The 15643-nt window shown below is 45.3% G+C and carries 14 protein-coding genes; 9 read left to right on the top strand and 5 right to left on the bottom strand.

The window, feature by feature from the left end; all coding sequences use genetic code 11:
- Nucleotides 1-7 precede the first annotated feature (7 nt).
- Nucleotides 8-778 (top strand): DUF3891 family protein, encoded by a 771-nt coding sequence (locus VNN20_02100; GenBank protein HWP90977.1) that lies wholly within the window; start codon nucleotides 8-10, stop codon nucleotides 776-778.
- Nucleotides 779-1280: 502 nt separating this feature from the next.
- On the top strand, nucleotides 1281-1502 hold the full coding sequence (locus VNN20_02105) for a type II toxin-antitoxin system HicB family antitoxin (GenBank protein HWP90978.1): 222 nt from the start codon (nucleotides 1281-1283) through the stop codon (nucleotides 1500-1502).
- A gap of 269 nt (nucleotides 1503-1771) precedes the next feature.
- Here the strand turns inward: VNN20_02105 and VNN20_02110 are convergent, their stop codons facing one another.
- A complete protein-coding gene (locus VNN20_02110) occupies nucleotides 1772-2845 on the bottom strand; it encodes a glycosyltransferase family protein (GenBank protein ID HWP90979.1) in 1074 nt (357 codons plus the stop codon).
- A gap of 9 nt (nucleotides 2846-2854) precedes the next feature.
- Nucleotides 2855-3532: a UDP-2,3-diacylglucosamine diphosphatase gene (locus VNN20_02115; protein ID HWP90980.1), complete on the bottom strand. Its 678-nt coding sequence runs from the start codon at nucleotides 3530-3532 to the stop codon at nucleotides 2855-2857.
- A 255-nt stretch (nucleotides 3533-3787) separates the two neighbouring features.
- On the opposite strand from VNN20_02115, the gene VNN20_02120 reads away from it, so the two are divergent.
- The 7 genes from VNN20_02120 (at nucleotide 3788) to VNN20_02150 (ending at nucleotide 12386) form a co-directional block, all read left to right on the top strand.
- Nucleotides 3788-4648, top strand: a complete 861-nt coding sequence (locus tag VNN20_02120) for a GNAT family N-acyltransferase (protein ID HWP90981.1) — start codon at nucleotides 3788-3790, stop codon at nucleotides 4646-4648.
- On the top strand, nucleotides 4641-5411 hold the full coding sequence (locus VNN20_02125) for a lysophospholipid acyltransferase family protein (GenBank protein ID HWP90982.1): 771 nt from the start codon (nucleotides 4641-4643) through the stop codon (nucleotides 5409-5411). Before VNN20_02120 ends, VNN20_02125 begins: the two co-directional genes overlap by 8 nt.
- 736 nt (nucleotides 5412-6147) lie before the next feature.
- Entirely contained in the window at nucleotides 6148-7314 is a 1167-nt protein-coding gene (locus VNN20_02130) for an LL-diaminopimelate aminotransferase (protein ID HWP90983.1), read from the top strand.
- A gap of 47 nt (nucleotides 7315-7361) precedes the next feature.
- Entirely contained in the window at nucleotides 7362-8891 is a 1530-nt protein-coding gene (locus VNN20_02135) for a cellulose synthase family protein (GenBank protein HWP90984.1), read from the top strand.
- 539 nt (nucleotides 8892-9430) lie between these two features.
- Complete coding sequence (locus VNN20_02140; protein HWP90985.1) at nucleotides 9431-10120, top strand: TetR/AcrR family transcriptional regulator; 690 nt, start codon at nucleotides 9431-9433, stop codon at nucleotides 10118-10120.
- A 31-nt stretch (nucleotides 10121-10151) separates the two neighbouring features.
- Nucleotides 10152-11333, top strand: a complete 1182-nt coding sequence (locus VNN20_02145; GenBank protein HWP90986.1) for a pyridoxal phosphate-dependent aminotransferase — start codon at nucleotides 10152-10154, stop codon at nucleotides 11331-11333.
- A 165-nt stretch (nucleotides 11334-11498) separates the two neighbouring features.
- Nucleotides 11499-12386: a M48 family metallopeptidase gene (locus VNN20_02150; GenBank protein HWP90987.1), complete on the top strand. Its 888-nt coding sequence runs from the start codon at nucleotides 11499-11501 to the stop codon at nucleotides 12384-12386.
- A gap of 742 nt (nucleotides 12387-13128) precedes the next feature.
- Here the strand turns inward: VNN20_02150 and phoU are convergent.
- The 3 genes from phoU to pstA form a co-directional block, all read right to left on the bottom strand.
- Complete coding sequence (phoU, locus tag VNN20_02155) at nucleotides 13129-13797, bottom strand: phosphate signaling complex protein PhoU (protein ID HWP90988.1); 669 nt, start codon at nucleotides 13795-13797, stop codon at nucleotides 13129-13131.
- A gap of 57 nt (nucleotides 13798-13854) precedes the next feature.
- Nucleotides 13855-14634 (bottom strand): phosphate ABC transporter ATP-binding protein PstB, encoded by a 780-nt coding sequence (gene pstB / locus VNN20_02160; protein HWP90989.1) that lies wholly within the window; start codon nucleotides 14632-14634, stop codon nucleotides 13855-13857.
- A gap of 86 nt (nucleotides 14635-14720) precedes the next feature.
- Nucleotides 14721-15611, bottom strand: coding sequence for a phosphate ABC transporter permease PstA (pstA, locus tag VNN20_02165; GenBank protein ID HWP90990.1), 891 nt, complete (start codon nucleotides 15609-15611; stop codon nucleotides 14721-14723).
- Nucleotides 15612-15643 lie beyond the last annotated feature (32 nt).

Consider the following 15643-nt stretch of genomic DNA (forward strand, 5'->3'; position numbering starts at 1 on the left):
TTCTATAGTGATCAGGAGAGAAGGAAAAAAGGGCTGGATTCTTATCAATCAGCACGACCATGCCCAGCTGGCCGGGGATATCATGAAATACTGGGGCGATGATTCATTCGCCAGGCCCAACCCATACGACGAGGTTTTATTCGCCATAAGGGAACACGACAACGGCTGGAGAGAATGGGACTCCTCTCCCAAAGTGAACCCAGAAAACAAATACCCCATGAACTTTCTGGAGATGAGCTCTTCCGACCAGGCGGAAATATGGCGGCGCTGTTTTAAAAGGCATTCGCTGGAGCACCCTTACGCCTCGGTACTCATTGCGCTCCATTTTGGGAAGCTCAACGAGAAGTCGCTCAATAACAACTCAAACAAAACAACGGCAAGGACTTCACACGATGAAATAATTGATTTTGTCTCCGATATGCTCAAGGTTAATATCTCGAATCTAGACCTCAAATCCCTCCCCGGGGACGTTCGGGTTAACCTCAGGCTCGTCCAGATCGGGGATGTAATCTCACTAGCGCTTTGCCATGGTTGGAATTCGATCAAGATCAAGGACGTACCCCTCGAGTATAACGGCAGTGTAACCACGCTTAACCTGAAATCAGGGAACGGCTCTAACTACACAATCGACCCCTATCCTTTCACCGAACCTCTTATTAATCTTCGGCTGCGCAGCCGAAGGCTAAACCAAAAGAAGTTCTCCCGAGACGAGGAGCTTAGAGAAGCGTTGAGACAGTCGAAATACGAAACGCTTGAGTTTTCGATAAGAAAAAGATAGATGATTCGTATTTAAAGCTGAAGCATTAGTCGTTTGGAGTCTCACTTTTCTCTTACTGATATGTAATTAGAAGAGGCCATATGGAGTAAATGTTAGAGTCAACAAGGAAATGTTGAATATCTATATTATTATTAGGATCTACATATTGCGGCAAATAAGAAGGTTTTATAAAATTTATAGCATATATTAAGAAGAAGTAGATTTTCACTTGAAAAGGATAGCAAGAGAAGGAAACTTTAATGACAATTGATTTTTCAGGGGTTGAGAGATTCTACACACACTTTCTTGGTCGTGACCTCGCATATCTTTTTGCTGGCGGACTCTTTATCAGTGCGTTTCAATACTCATTTTTTGAAGAGGTTTCATATCCTACTTTGGACATGCCCCTCGAACTAGTTGGTTTCTTGTTAGAGGGGCAATAAAGGAAGTTATAACACCATAAATCCGAAAGGTTTAAAAAGAAAAATACGGAGAATAGACTTAAAGAGCATGGGAGGTAGATATGAGATATAAGGTCAACCTCAAAGAAACCGAAGAAGGTTATGCTGTCTGGTGTCCTGGCTTACCCGGTTGTTGGTCTCAGGGACAGACAGAAGATGAGGCGCAAGAGAATATCAAAGACGCCATACAATCTTACTTACAGACATTGGAGGAAGGGATTAGAAGCTCCTTCACGTTAGTTCGGGAAGACCCTTTATCAAAGTTTAAGACTGAGAATGAGTAGAGAACTATTCAATAATCCCGTTCGCCCTGAGCAGGGTCGAAGGGCGAACTCCGTCTATCAATCTCATCCTTCGATTAGACTCAGGATGAGCTGATTCTTATCCGCTAGGAAAAATAACAAGAAATAAAGCTAGCCTACCTATAATCCCGGAACATAACTTGTGAATTGTCGTTTAGAGCGCAGGGAGAAATCTTAGAAGGTACAGTTTATTCCTACGTTAATTTAGTTGCCCTCTTGAACATGACAACGTCTGTTTGATCAAATCCAGATTAATACAGATTAATGGACTGATCCCGCTCTACTATAGTTTCCTTTCTCCGTAAAGTGTGGGAAAGAGTTTGTCCACGAAATTTATTACTCTCCGCTATCTCTAAGACAGACTCAATTATCGTAGGCAAGTTATTTTTATAATCGGCATAATAAATAAAAGAAGAACCAACCCATTCTTTTAAAACCTTATCGAAATCCTTTCCCAGCTTTTTTACGACGGGAATACCCAGTCTTCTCAAAGCCTCGGCGTTGCAGTGCTGTTCGTATTGTCCCTTCATCGGCACTATCATCAGTTTCTTCCCTAAATAAAGGGCCTCGGCCGGGGTGTCAAACCCCCCGCCGCACAAAAGGCCTTCACAGGTGGTCATGCTCTTGACGAACTCCTCATTACTCACCGGAAATACCTTCACATTATCCTCGCTGTAGGGCAAGCCTCTATGATGCTTAGAGAATATCTCCCATTTTACCCTGACCTTCTTCAAGAACCTCATCAAGTAATTGGCATCGTATGCCGGGAGATAGACAGAATAATGGCCGTTATTCTTCACATCCGCGTTTCTTATTTCATCCCTAATAACCGGCGTGTGAATAAACGTGTCATACCTGTCGAAATGAAAGCCGATGGGAACCCTGCACGGGGCATACCACCTCATAATGAATTCCACAAAGTAGTTCTTCCTTTTCGGTCTTGGCGTCTTTGGGGAAAGGAAAGAGGCGTGATGAGATAGCGACAAGCTGGGAACCCCTTTCGTCTTTGATGCCCAGGCAGTGATGGGCTCGAAGTCGCTTATGACTAAATCATATTTTTCCACGGGCAGATTGGATATGTCCGATATGAATTTGCTGAACCTGGCGTTTTTTACAGAATTCCAGTAATCTATCCCCCCGCGCTTCCCAAACACATAACCGAGGCCGCTCAAGTTATATTTGACGTCAAAGCCTACGTCTACTTCGTGCTGACTTTCGCTGACCAGTATATCCACGTCTGCATGCTTGACCAGATGCCTTATCACTTCTTTGGAGCGGCTTATGTGTCCGTTACCGGTCCCCTGTATCCCGAATAAAATCTTCATGTATATCTCCTATTCCAGTACGTGTAGTCGAACACACTGTCCGTCTATTGATACGTAGCTGGCCGGTCTGTCGGTCCAACAACCGGTATTGTAGTAATGGATGTCGTCAACCCGCATGGACATAGCCTGATGCGTGTGGCCGCAAAAAACATAGCTGACCCCTTTGGCCAAGGCATAGTGTATGGCGTCATGGGCGACCTTCTTCGATAAACGAAGCAAAGTGGTAGAATGCCTCTGGAGAAACCGGCTCAGGATAAACCTGTTCGTATCTATTCTCTCTATCAACCGATGAAAGAAGCATGCCAGGCTGGTGATTTTACCGTTGTTTGTCACGAAATCATCGAACTGATGCCCGTGCATGGCCAGATATCTTTTTCCGTTGTAGTCCCAAGTGTACTCCCGGCATGCTCGGATACCGAGAAGATAAGGAACGACGTGGACGAGCCCTTGGTCGTGATTTCCCTCTATCCATACCACTTCTTTCTGTGAGGCTATGTGTTTAACGTAAGAAAGAAAATTCCAGTGGATTTTGTTCAGCCTGTTAAGATTGAGGTTATCAAAAATATCACCGAGAAGAATCAACCTCTCGTAAGTCCAAGAGTCAAGGACCTTTATCAGCTCGGGAACCCGGCTGAGCTCAGAGCCTAGGTGGATGTCAGAAACGATAATGGTATTAGCCGAAGACATTTGCCCTTTCAGATTTAAAGACCAGATGTGAAAGTTTACCAGTTTGGTTAGCCATATATATCAATGAAATCACTTATATCTAATATATATGATTGTATCGATATATTATACCAGTATTAAAGATCTATTAAGAACAAATTAAGAAATATAGAGACGACCCATTCAAAAACGTTAAACGAGAATTAATAAACCTTTAATAATAACTGAACAATCGTCCCTTAATCTTCCATACATATAAATCAAGGAGATCAAGGTATGATTGCAGAAAAAGTCGTACACCTAAGAAACACCGTCGCCAGCTCGAACGTGCTTTTAAAGGCATATCTATGGAAGCTCAGGTACTTCAAGCCCAAGGTCTCATTTTCACTTGACACCAGCAGATTCGTGATAAAGACAGTGGAAAACGGCTGCGAACTGGAAAAAGCCTTAAACCTGAGATACGAGGTGTTTTATGAAGAGCTTCTCAACAGGAAGGCCTTTCTAAACATAGACGTCGATAAATTCGACCCCATATGCGACCATCTGGTCATATTGGACAAAAGGTCGGAAAGGGCGGTCGGCACATACAGGCTTATTTCATCCACCTACTCCAACCGCTTTTACTCCGAGACAGAATTCCTGATCCAGAACCTGAAGAGTGCCCCGGGCAACAAACTCGAGCTGGGGAGGGCCTGCGTCCACAGGGATTACCGGAACGGGATTACCCTGGCTCTTCTGTGGAAGGGCATATCCGAGTATATGAGGAGAATTGACGCCAGGTACCTATTCGGTTGTTCCAGTATAAACACTACTAACATCGTGGAGATAAGCCTCATATACCGGTATCTGAAGGAGCATCATCTTTCTTCCGACGATTTCCGGGTATATCCCCGGGAGAGACACATAATAAAACAGATAAACCAGCACTTGCAGACGTTCGACCGCTTCGAAATAAAAACGGAAACGATTGAAGAGCTGATACCGCCCCTCCTAAAGAGCTATATAAAGGCTGGAGCCAAGGTCTGTGGGGAGCCCGCCTTAGACCGGAAGTTCAAATGTGCAGATTTTTTGACCGTCCTGGACATCGAGCTACTGAACGACTCCTATGAAAAAAGGTATAGGACTGCAAATGGCTAGAAAATTAATAAAAATTTGCCTGCTTTCTCTCTTGGTCTCATTCTCCGTGCTGGTAGCCTCGTTAACCGACCTTTTCATACAAGACAGAAAGAGAAAGCTGTTTTGCCTATCCCGGATTACTTCCCTATTTTCCAAAGCCCTACTCAAAATACTGGGGGTCAGGGTTTACGTGAAAAACCTCGAGAATTCACTCAAAAGCAATAATAATCATTTCATCGTCTCCAACCACCTTTCCTACATCGATATCTTCGTGATATCGTCGGTAATCCCCTCCCTCTTTGTGGCCAGCATCGACCAGGTCAGGGACAGATTCTTACTGGGCACGATGGCCAAGCTCGGCGGGAGCATCTTCGTAGACAGAAGGAGCAGAGCCAAGCTCTCGGAAGAAATAGATAACATATCCGAGCTACTAAAGGATGGACTCAACGTCGTATTGTTCCCGGAAGGGACTACGTCTAACGGGGAATGTGTGCTCTCTTTCAAAGCCCCTTTCCTGACCCCGGCCATTAAAACCAAAAGAGACATACTCCCGATTTGTTTGAGATACCGGAGAATAAATGGTGAGGGCGTAAATTCTGATAACCGAGATTTTGTGTTCTATTACGGCAACATGGATTTTTTCGGGCACTTTGTGGAGCTTCTGTCGCTTAGGTCTATCGATGTCGAGCTTATCGGCCTCGAAAACATCAGGGTAGATTCCGGCGTTTCCAGAAAAGAAGTAACAAAATTAGCCTTTGATTTCATCAAACTGGCTTATCAGTGATATTAACCCAATCCCCGGGTCTCGGCTGATAAATACAAGGGGCTGATCACTTTGTCTCCGCTGTTGCTGATTGCTATAGGCGCATGGACTCCGCCCGCTGTCATTCCCACGGAAGTGGGAATCCAGTTTTCAATTATGGATCCCCGATTAATGCACTCGGGGATGACATAAAGACTGGAGCCCAGATTAATCCTGTCCCCAAATGTTTTTATTGGGGAACATTCGGAAATGACATGCGGAGGAAACCCCCGATTGATCCCCGGTTCAAACGGGGACTGGATGACTATAGAATGAAACTCAATTAATCAACCCAGTTTAACTAAGGCGGGATGTAGCTCAAATAATTTAGGGAAAAGAAAAACTATTTATATCTCTGTGCATTTTTACACACTTCTTACTGTGCATTTTTACACAATTTAATATAATCATATCATTAAATCAATGCTTCTTCCCGATAAGTAGCGCCAACAGTTAAATATTTTAAAAATGGAAAATTAAAGGTATGGAGATTGCTTTTGCTCTTTAAAGGAGGTTTTGTGAGGAGATACGGACTTAATCCGACCTTGACAAGAACCTGAAAATTCTTCACAAAATAGAAATTACTAAGGTGAACCCACGATTGCTTGTTTGGTAATCGGTGATTTGAAGGTCTTATCGCGTTCCCTTGCCGTCAGAAAACTCATAAGTTATGATTAGCAATCCCCAGGAAACCAGCCGTTATCGAGGAGAGTCCCCGATGGAAATCAAATGGGCAAAGAGGATCGAACAGCTACCGCCATACCTTTTCGCCGAGATCGATGCAAAGAAACAGGAGATGAAAGCAAAGGGCGTTGACATCATTGACCTGGGGGTTGGAGACCCGGATATCCCAACTCCTTCCCACATTATTAATGCGTTGAAAGCGGCCGCTGAAGACCCGTCAAACCATAGATACCCTTCTTACGAAGGCATGCTGTCCTTCAGAAAATCGGCAGCAGACTGGTATGCGGAGCGCTTTGGGGTCAGGGTAGACCCCAAAACCGAGGTGGTCACTCTTATCGGGTCAAAAGAGGGAATTGCCCATACTCCCCTTGCCTTTGTCGACCCCGGTGACGTTGTCCTGATTCCTGACCCCGGGTATCCGGTTTATCCTGTCGCTACGAGCTTCGCCGGCGGCATCCCCTATTCCATGCCCCTAAGGAAGGAGAACGGTTTTCTCCCCGACCTCGGCTCTATCCCGGAAGACATCAGGAAAAAGGCCAAACTTATGTTCCTCAACTATCCCAATAACCCCACATCAGCGGTTACGGAAAGGGCTTTTTTCAGGGAGGTAATAGACTTCGCCTCAAAATATAACATTCTTGTCTGCCACGATGCGGCATACACCGAGGTCTCATTCGACGGCTTCAATCCGCCCAGCTTTCTGGAGTTGGACGGAGCAGAGGAAGTGGGGATGGAGTTCCACTCCCTTTCTAAAACCTTCAACATGACCGGATGGAGGCTCGGCTTCGCCGCCGGGAATAAGAAGGCTATCGCCGGGCTTGGAAAGGTAAAGACGAACATAGACTCCGGTGCCTTCCAGGCCATTCAACTCGCCGGTATCGAAGCCTTGAGGAACTATTCCCTGGGGATTCAGGAGAGAAAGAAGATTTATGAGGAGAGAAGGAATATATTCTGTAGAGGGCTCGATGAGATTGGATTGAGCTATCATCCACCCAAAGCGACCTTTTATGTTTGGTTTGAGACCCCCAAGGGAATCTCATCAAAGGATTTTACCGCCAGGCTCCTCAGCGAGGCCGGCATTGTGGTCACGCCTGGAAACGGATTCGGAGAATACGGAGAAGGATATATTCGCGTGTCGATCACCATCGGTAAAGAGAGGCTCGCCGAAGCGGTGGAGAGGCTCAAGAATTTAAGATTCTAATAATAAACAAGAACCTGAGTTCGGACTGCCTAACTGCCTTGGAAAGCTTGACTGTAGTCGCCAAAGTAATCGTAACTTCGATATATGTGACCGCCCTTGCACTCCTGTGCGTGTTCGGGATTCATAGGTATTATCTGGCTTATCTTTTCAATAAATACAAAAGACAGCCACCAAAGCCCCGGGAGAAATTTACAAATTTACCAACGGTTACCGTACAACTCCCCATTTACAATGAGATGTACGTTGCAGAAAGGCTGATATCCTCGGTTTGCCGGATTAACTATCCGAAGGAACTCCTGGAAATCCAGGTGCTCGACGACTCCACCGACCCGACCAGGGAAATTGCCCGAGAGTGTGTCGAAAACTACCGGTCCCTGGGCTTCGACATACACTACATCCACAGAGAAAACAGAGTCGGGTTTAAGGCGGGAGCTCTGGCCGAAGGCCTCGAGACCGCCCGCGGAGAGCTAATCGCCATATTCGATGCCGACTTTATTCCGCCGGAGGATTTCCTCACAAAAACGGTAGATTACTTCACTGACCCCCGGGTGGGCATGGTTCAGGTGAGATGGGGACACGTAAATCTCGATTACTCCCCGCTCACTAAGGCCCAGTCCATTCTCCTCGACGGACACTTCGTCATAGAGCAGGCCTCCAGATTTCATGCGGGCAGGTTTTTTAACTTCAATGGAACCGCAGGCGTTTTGAGAAGATCGTGCATCGAATCATCCGGGGGCTGGCAGCATGACACGCTTACCGAAGACCTGGACCTCAGTTACCGGGCGCAACTAAAGGGATGGAAGTTCGTTTACCTGAAGGATTGGGCGGTTGATGCGGAACTGCCGGTTGACATGAATGCCTTTAAATCACAGCAGCACCGCTGGGCTAAGGGAGCAATACAAACGGCAATAAAGCTCCTGCCCCAAATTCTGAGAGCAAAAGAACTTCCCCTGAGCATAAAGGTCGAAGCCTGTTTTCACCTGCTCGGGAATTTTGCCTATGTTTTACTTTTGATCCTTCTCTCCCTGATGCTGCCAATATCCTATTTCTGGCACTCTTTCGGATGGGAGAAAGTGGTCTTTTTCAACCTATTCATCGTATCCGCCTGTACTCTGAGCGTTATAAGGTTCTATGTGCTCACCACTAGAGAGGTTCACGGCAAGGAATGGACCAAATACTTAAAATATGTACCCCTATCCATTGCCCTTGGAACCGGCATCGCCATAAACAATTCAAAAGCGGTGTTTGAAGCCATCCTTGGTAAGAAGTCCGAATTTAAACGCACCCCCAAATTTGCCGTAACCTCCAAAGGCGACAACTGGCGCACCAGAAGCTATACCTCTTCTAAAGAGATAACCAGCCTGATAGAACTGATAGTGGGTATTCTTTTCGTGCTCCAGACCGCCTACGGCGCTTTTATCGGCTATGTCGGATGGATACCGTTCCTCCTGCTCATTCAATTCGGCTTCATATACACCGGGCTGCTCTCCATCATCCACGGCTCGCAAAGACAGTCGGCAAAAGTAAGTTCATTTATTTCCAAGCCGGTGCTCCAGAAGGAAATAAAGAATCTATAGTAAACTTGAGAATTCCCTGATTTACCACAGGATTTCCGCTGTCGAGGCGATGTAGTCCCTCGACTTCCTCGGCGGGGATCTCCTCTTCATGTCATGCCCGTCCCTCGGTTGAACCTGGGGATCAGTCGGGCATCTATAATTAAATACTGGATTCCCGCTCCCCGCTTGCGCGAGGACATGTTTCACGGGAATGACTGGTTACAGAGACTCAGAAGGGCTTTTAGGGTAAAAACAAAATAGTGGAAGTAAGGATTATAAAAGTAAAGCGTAATCACCATCCAATCCAGGCATTGCTACGTAATGAATTGACAAGTTTGATAACAATTGATTTAAATTGTCCGACAATAGCACAAATGGAATGTGATGCAGTTCCTTTTGACCTTTCCGTAGGGGCGACCCGGCGGGTCGCCCCTACATTTTCATCAAGAATTAGCAGGCTCCATACCACTCCACACGAGCGTTAAAAAAAGGCACTTGACAAACCGTATAATATATACTACATTGGTGACTGACTAGTCAGTTCACCGGGGTATAGCAATATGGCAAAAGCAAAAGAAGCAATAGGGAAAAGGCTGGCAAGGGTTAATTTCCGCAGTAAGAGAACCGGCCGGAGGGATGAGATTATACATACTGCCGCCCAGTTGTTCTCCGAAAAAAGCTATCATGACGTAACTATGGATGAGATAGCGGAGAAGGTAGGCGTTGCCAAGGGCACCATCTATCTTTACTTTGAGTCTAAGGAAAAGCTGTACTTAGAAATTCTGGAAGAAGGGTTTGAATCCATCGAGTCCCTGATCGAAAAAGAGGTAGAAAAGGGCGAGTCCGCTCCGCAGAAGATGAAAAAGGTCTTAAAGCTTATTTTTTCCTTCTATCGCCAAAACCTGGACGTGCTTCGCATCCTGAGCCGGGATGAAACCCATCTCATTCGAGAGCACTTTGAGTTCACCGAACACTGGAGACACAGAAGGGTGAAGCTTTACAAAAAAATCCTGGAGAAGGGCGTCAAGGAGGGCTCCTTCCGTCCAATAAACACGGAGCTTACGTCATTAATAATCTTCGGCCTGGTAAGGTCGGTGATGTTTTTCTACGAGACGGATAAGAGCGCCGAGGAAACGGCCGATGAGGTATTTTCGGTAATTGAAAAAGGGATTCTGGCCCCGGCCGAAAAGAAATTACATACACAAGAAAAAACGGAAAAGGATCAACAAGCGACGGATGATGGGGATTAAGATAATAACCTAACAAAAGGAGGTACAGTCCATGTCCATAAGATATCCATTCAGTAAAAGGATACATCATTTTGTCCCGCCAAAACAATGGGCCAGTATGAGAATAGCCAAGGAGCTTGAGAAAAACACTGGCAAGAAAGTAATCCACTTTGAAAAGGGTGATTATCAGGGGCCCGATTTTGAGACGCCGGAACACGTTCTTGAGGCCACGGTGAAAGCACTCAAAGATGGTTATGTAAGGTATGACCCGGGACCCGGTCTTCCCGAGCTTAGAGAGGCCATAGCCGAAGAGATGAACCGTAGAGGAAGGCCGACCACGCCCGACGAAGTTATAGTAACAGCCGGAGCTAAGCAATCCCTTAATATGGCCCTTTTAACATTCCTGGAAGACGGTGATGAAGTAATCTTTCCAAACCCGGGGTATCCTCCAGATGAGGTTTGGGCGAAATATGCCAACGCACACATAAAGCACACACCGTTGACAAAGCCGGACTGGCAGTTTGACCTGGACAAGCTCGAACGCATGATTACTCCGAAAACAAAGCTCTTGATCATAAACACCCCGCAAAGGCCCAACGGTCACTTGGTGCAGAACCCGGAAGAGATCGCCGAGCTTTGTTTAAGGCACAAACAGCTTATGGTTATCTCCGACGAGATATTCTCACACATAGTGTATGACGGTAAACAACATAAGACCATAGCCGCCGTGCCCGGTATGGCCGAGAGGACCATAGTAATCGATACATTCTCCAAGACCTATGCTATGACCGGATGGAGGATAGGCTGGTCGGTCGCTCCTAAGCCGGTCATCGAGAAGCTATCCATATTTTTACAGGACACCATTACCAACGTGGCCGCATTTATTCAAAAAGCCGCTTACGCCGCAATGGTCGGCCCCCAAGACTGGGTGGATAGGAAACTGGAAATTCTGCAAAGGAAGAGAAATAAAATGGTAGCGGGGTTAAACTCGATTCCCGGTATAAAATGCGATACTCCCGACGGTGCTTTCTACGCTTTTCCGGACATCAGCGGAACCGGTCTGACTTCACAGGAGTTCACCAACAGGCTGATGGAAACTGCCGGGGTTGCAGTAGTAGCGGGAACGGCCTTCGGAAGCCAGGGAGAGGGCTACGTCAGAGTGACTTATGCCGTATCCGACGACGATATCGATGAGGGAATCAAGAGAATAAGCCAAACAAACCTCAAGGCTTAGTTTGTAGGACGGGCTTTCATCTCGGTGTTTTTAACAGCCAAAGCACCGTGGGTGAAAGCCCGTGCCTATTGCAAATCGGCCGTATCAATCTAATCAAATACCCGATGCACCTTTTTTCCGGGGTATAATATTTTTTACAATAAGAATAAAGAGAAGGTTTCTTCCATGTATAGGTCTGCAAGAAAATCTAATTGGATATTAAAACCTTTTATTGTTTTATCTCTTGCAATCACCTTCGTTTTTCTCTTTATAACCTGTTATAAGGCTCCGGTCACCGGGAGGTCCCAGTTGATTCTAATCTCCCCGGAGATGGCCGCTCAGATGGGGGCGACTGCCTTTCAGGATTTGCTCAGCAAAGAAGAGTTATCCGATGACCCAAACTTTAATGAGGCTGTCAGACGGGTGGGCACGAGAATAGCCGGAGTTTCCAATACCCCCAATCAAAGCTGGGATTACAAAGTGATCAAGGACGATAATACGATTAACGCCTTTGCCCTTCCCGGAGGAAAAGTAGGCGTATACACCGGGATACTCCCAATCGCTGAGACCGAAGCAGGGCTGGCGACAGTAATCGGACACGAAGTAGCGCATGTCGCCGCTCGTCACGGCGCAGAGAGAATGTCAGCCGGAATCCTGGCCGAGCTAGGAGCCGTCGGCCTTAGCGCTGCTCTCAGAAACAGCGACCCCACCGTTCTTAATGCAATAATGCAAGCTTACGGTATTGGAGTAACGGTGGGAGGGATATTACCTTTTAGTCGCTCTCAGGAATCGGAGGCCGATAGAATAGGCCTGATCTACATGGCCCAGGCAGGGTATGACCCTAGAGAATCGGTCGCCTTCTGGCAAAGGATGGGCGAGGCCACTAAGAATAGGCCGTCCCCGCCGGAGTTCCTGGCTACTCACCCCAGCTACGGTACAAGAATAAATAACCTGAATAGATGGCTTCCCGAAGCGATGTACTATTATGAGCGTTCTAATAAAGCTCCCGACAATCCGATTGTCGCCGATAAAAAAGGGGAAGAAGAAGTCAACATAAGCTCGAATGCAGAATAGAGTGCAGATAGAAATCACGAGCTAGAATTAAACACAGTTGTAATTTCAAGTTGTAATAATCAAGATTTGATTTGCTGGACAGTGTCGGGATAGGTTACATTTTCAGCAGATGTAAGTACGCTCGTTCGTTCATGGAATTTACACTGAGTTTATCAAAAGATGAAGTCTCTTCGGGTGTTCATTCTTCGACTGCGCTCAGAATGAACGGTTTTTGTTTCATTAATCATCTTAGCGGATATACATCCGCTCATCCTGAGACCGGTCGAAGGATGAGTTATTGAGGTGTTTGTCCTTACAACCTACTCCAGAGTGACAGTTAAACAAGTAAAATGCCCCATTAGATGCTATTAGCTAAGGCAGTGTCCGTTTGATTAAACCCTAGCTATTACATTTCAGTATATGTTCTGAATTAACCTTGTTATATCAAATCCCGCTAGATACCACTTATACCCTTCAAACTCATTTTACTTTTTTGGCTTCCCCCGGTTAAACCAGGGAATCAACCGGGTGTCCACATTTTCTGTCATCCCCGAAGTCTTTTATCGGGGGTCCATAGTTGACTGGATTCCCACTCCCCGCATACGCGAGGACAAGCTTCGTGGGAATGACAAGAAGGGGAGAATCCCCCAAACCGAATAAGATTCCTCACATTCGTCCGGAATTGTGAGCCGCTTTTTTGGCGGCGAAGCAATCTCTTATTTTGGACAGGTTTAGTACTAACTAATAACTTATAGGATCTCTATTAAGAAATCCCCTCTTCCATGGCATGATGCTTTAAGACCTTGCCGCTGGCTATATAAAACGTATCTTCGGCTATGTTCGTTGTCAGGTCTGCAACCCTTTCCAGGTCTCTTGCTAAAAGAATGAGATAAATAGCACGGTCGATAACCGTCGGGTCTGCTATCATGTAGGTGATAAGCTCCCTTATAACCTGGGTTTCAAGTAAATCCACTTCATCGTCTTTTTTACAGACCTGGACCGCCAGCTCCTCATTCTTATTCACGAAGGAATCCAGGCTTTCCCTAAGCATCTCCATTGCTTTTTCTGCCATTTTCGGTATATCGATGAGCGGTTTCACAGGGGGTTTATCGGCCAGGTAAATGGCCTTCTCAGATATGTTGACTGCGTGGTCGCCTATTCTCTCCAGGTCATTGTTTATTTTCATAATCATGGTAACAGTCCTTAAATCCTCGGCCTCGGGATGGAACAGTGCCAATATCTTTATACAGAGGTTATCTATCTCGATTTCCATCTTGTTTATCTTATCGTCGCTTTTTATTACCTCTTCGGCGAGAATCATATTTTTTTCTTTGAGTGCCTTTATGCTTTTAGCTATCATCTCTTCTACAGAAGTAGCCATTTCCAGGAGCAGCTTTTTTAAATTAGTTATTTCCTCTTGTAGCCTTTTCATGATGTGTTCCTTTTTCTCAAGTATTAATCAGTTATCGATATTTTTTCCAAACTCACCTCAACCGAACCGTCCACTTACATAGTCCTCGGTGAGTTTATTCTTGGGATTTGTAAATATAGTTTCCGTAATGTCGAATTCAACCAGCTCGCCAAGATGCATAAATGCAGTGTAATCAGCTATTCTTGCTGCCTGCTGCATATTATGTGTAACTATAACTATTGTGGTGTATTTTTTGAGTTCTATGGATAGCTCCTCAATCTTTGCGGTAGAAACGGGATCGAGTGCGGATGTTGGCTCATCGAAAAGAAGCACCTCTGGGTCAACTGCGATTGCACGGGCAATGCAAAGCCTTTGTTGCTGACCACCGGAAAGCGAATAAGCATTTTCTTTTAATCTGTCTTTAACTTCGTCCCAGAGTGCTGAGGCTTTGAGCGCCCATTCCACTTTTTCATTCAAAACCCTTTTGTCTTTCATTCCCTTAATTCTCAATCCGTAGGCAACATTCTCGTATATAGATTTCGGAAATGGGTTCGGTTTTTGGAAAACCATTCCTACTTTCATTCTTATTAAAATAGGATCAATACTTGTATCAATTATGTTAATTCCTTCGGGATGGAGTAATATTTCACCCCGGTAACCATTACCAGAATAAAGGTCATGCATCCTGTTGAGACAGCGGAGAAAGGTGGTCTTTCCGCAGCCAGAAGCACCTATTAATGCAGTGATTTGATTTATGGCAATTTTAACATTTACATTTTTTAAAGCCTGGACGTCTCCATAGTAGAAATCAAGGTTCTTCACTTCGACTTTAACATTCTTAGGTTCAGTATTAAGCATTATCTCATCTTTTTTGAGCTTATCATCTTCCTCACTTTCCGGCAATGCTCCATTATCCTCTAATAATACTTCTGTGGCCTTGCTTACTACCATTTTATACTCCTCCTTACTCGATAGCGAATGTATATGGCTAGGCTGCTCAAGATTAGGGTTAACATTATGAGAACTAAACCGGCGGCAGCGGCATTTTCGTGAAACCCTTTCTGAGGTCTCGAAACCCAGTTAAACATCTGTATAGGTAATACTGTGAAGGGAGTTTTTATCATTTCAATAAAGGATTCAAAAGAGAAGAATGGGAATTCAGCCTTAACGGGAGAAGGCGGAAGAAAAGCTATAAATGTTAAAGCCCCGATAGTTATCAGAGGCGCTGTCTCTCCTATGGCTCTTGATGCGGCAATTAATACCCCAGTCAAGATTCCACCAATTGAATATGGAATGATATGGTCTCTCACCGTTTCCCATTTTGTAGCACCCACCGAATACGCCGCTTCTCTGACGGATAATGGGATCCTTCTTATAGATTCTCTGGTGGCTACCACTATAATAGGGAGCATCAAAAGGGCTAGTGTAAGTCCCCCTGTAAGTATGCTTGTTCCAAAATCAAACCTATAAACGAAAAGCCCAAGTGCTAGGAGCCCATATATTATCGAGGGAACGGCCGCCAAATTATATATATTTATCTCTATGGCATTTGCTATCCAATTTTTAGTTGCGTATTCCTCTAGGTATACCCCTGCTGGAATTCCCAATAAGACCGACCAGAAAACTGCCCCAAGCATCACGTAAATTGTTCCAACCCATGCCGACAGTATGCCGGCTTTTTCCGGAAATCTCGACGGATATGAAGTAAGAAAATCTGGACTTAACCTACGATAACCATCTAAAAAGAGGTCCAGAATTATGGCAAAAAGAAAAGTCATAAGCAGAAAGACCAGTATAATCCCCAGTATCCTGAATACTAAATCGGAGATTCGCATTTTTTTTATTATTACATCGGGAACTTCTAATA

This window comes from Thermodesulfobacteriota bacterium (genome assembly GCA_035559815.1).
GTDB lineage: Bacteria > Desulfobacterota_D > UBA1144 > Nemesobacterales > CSP1-2 > DATMAT01.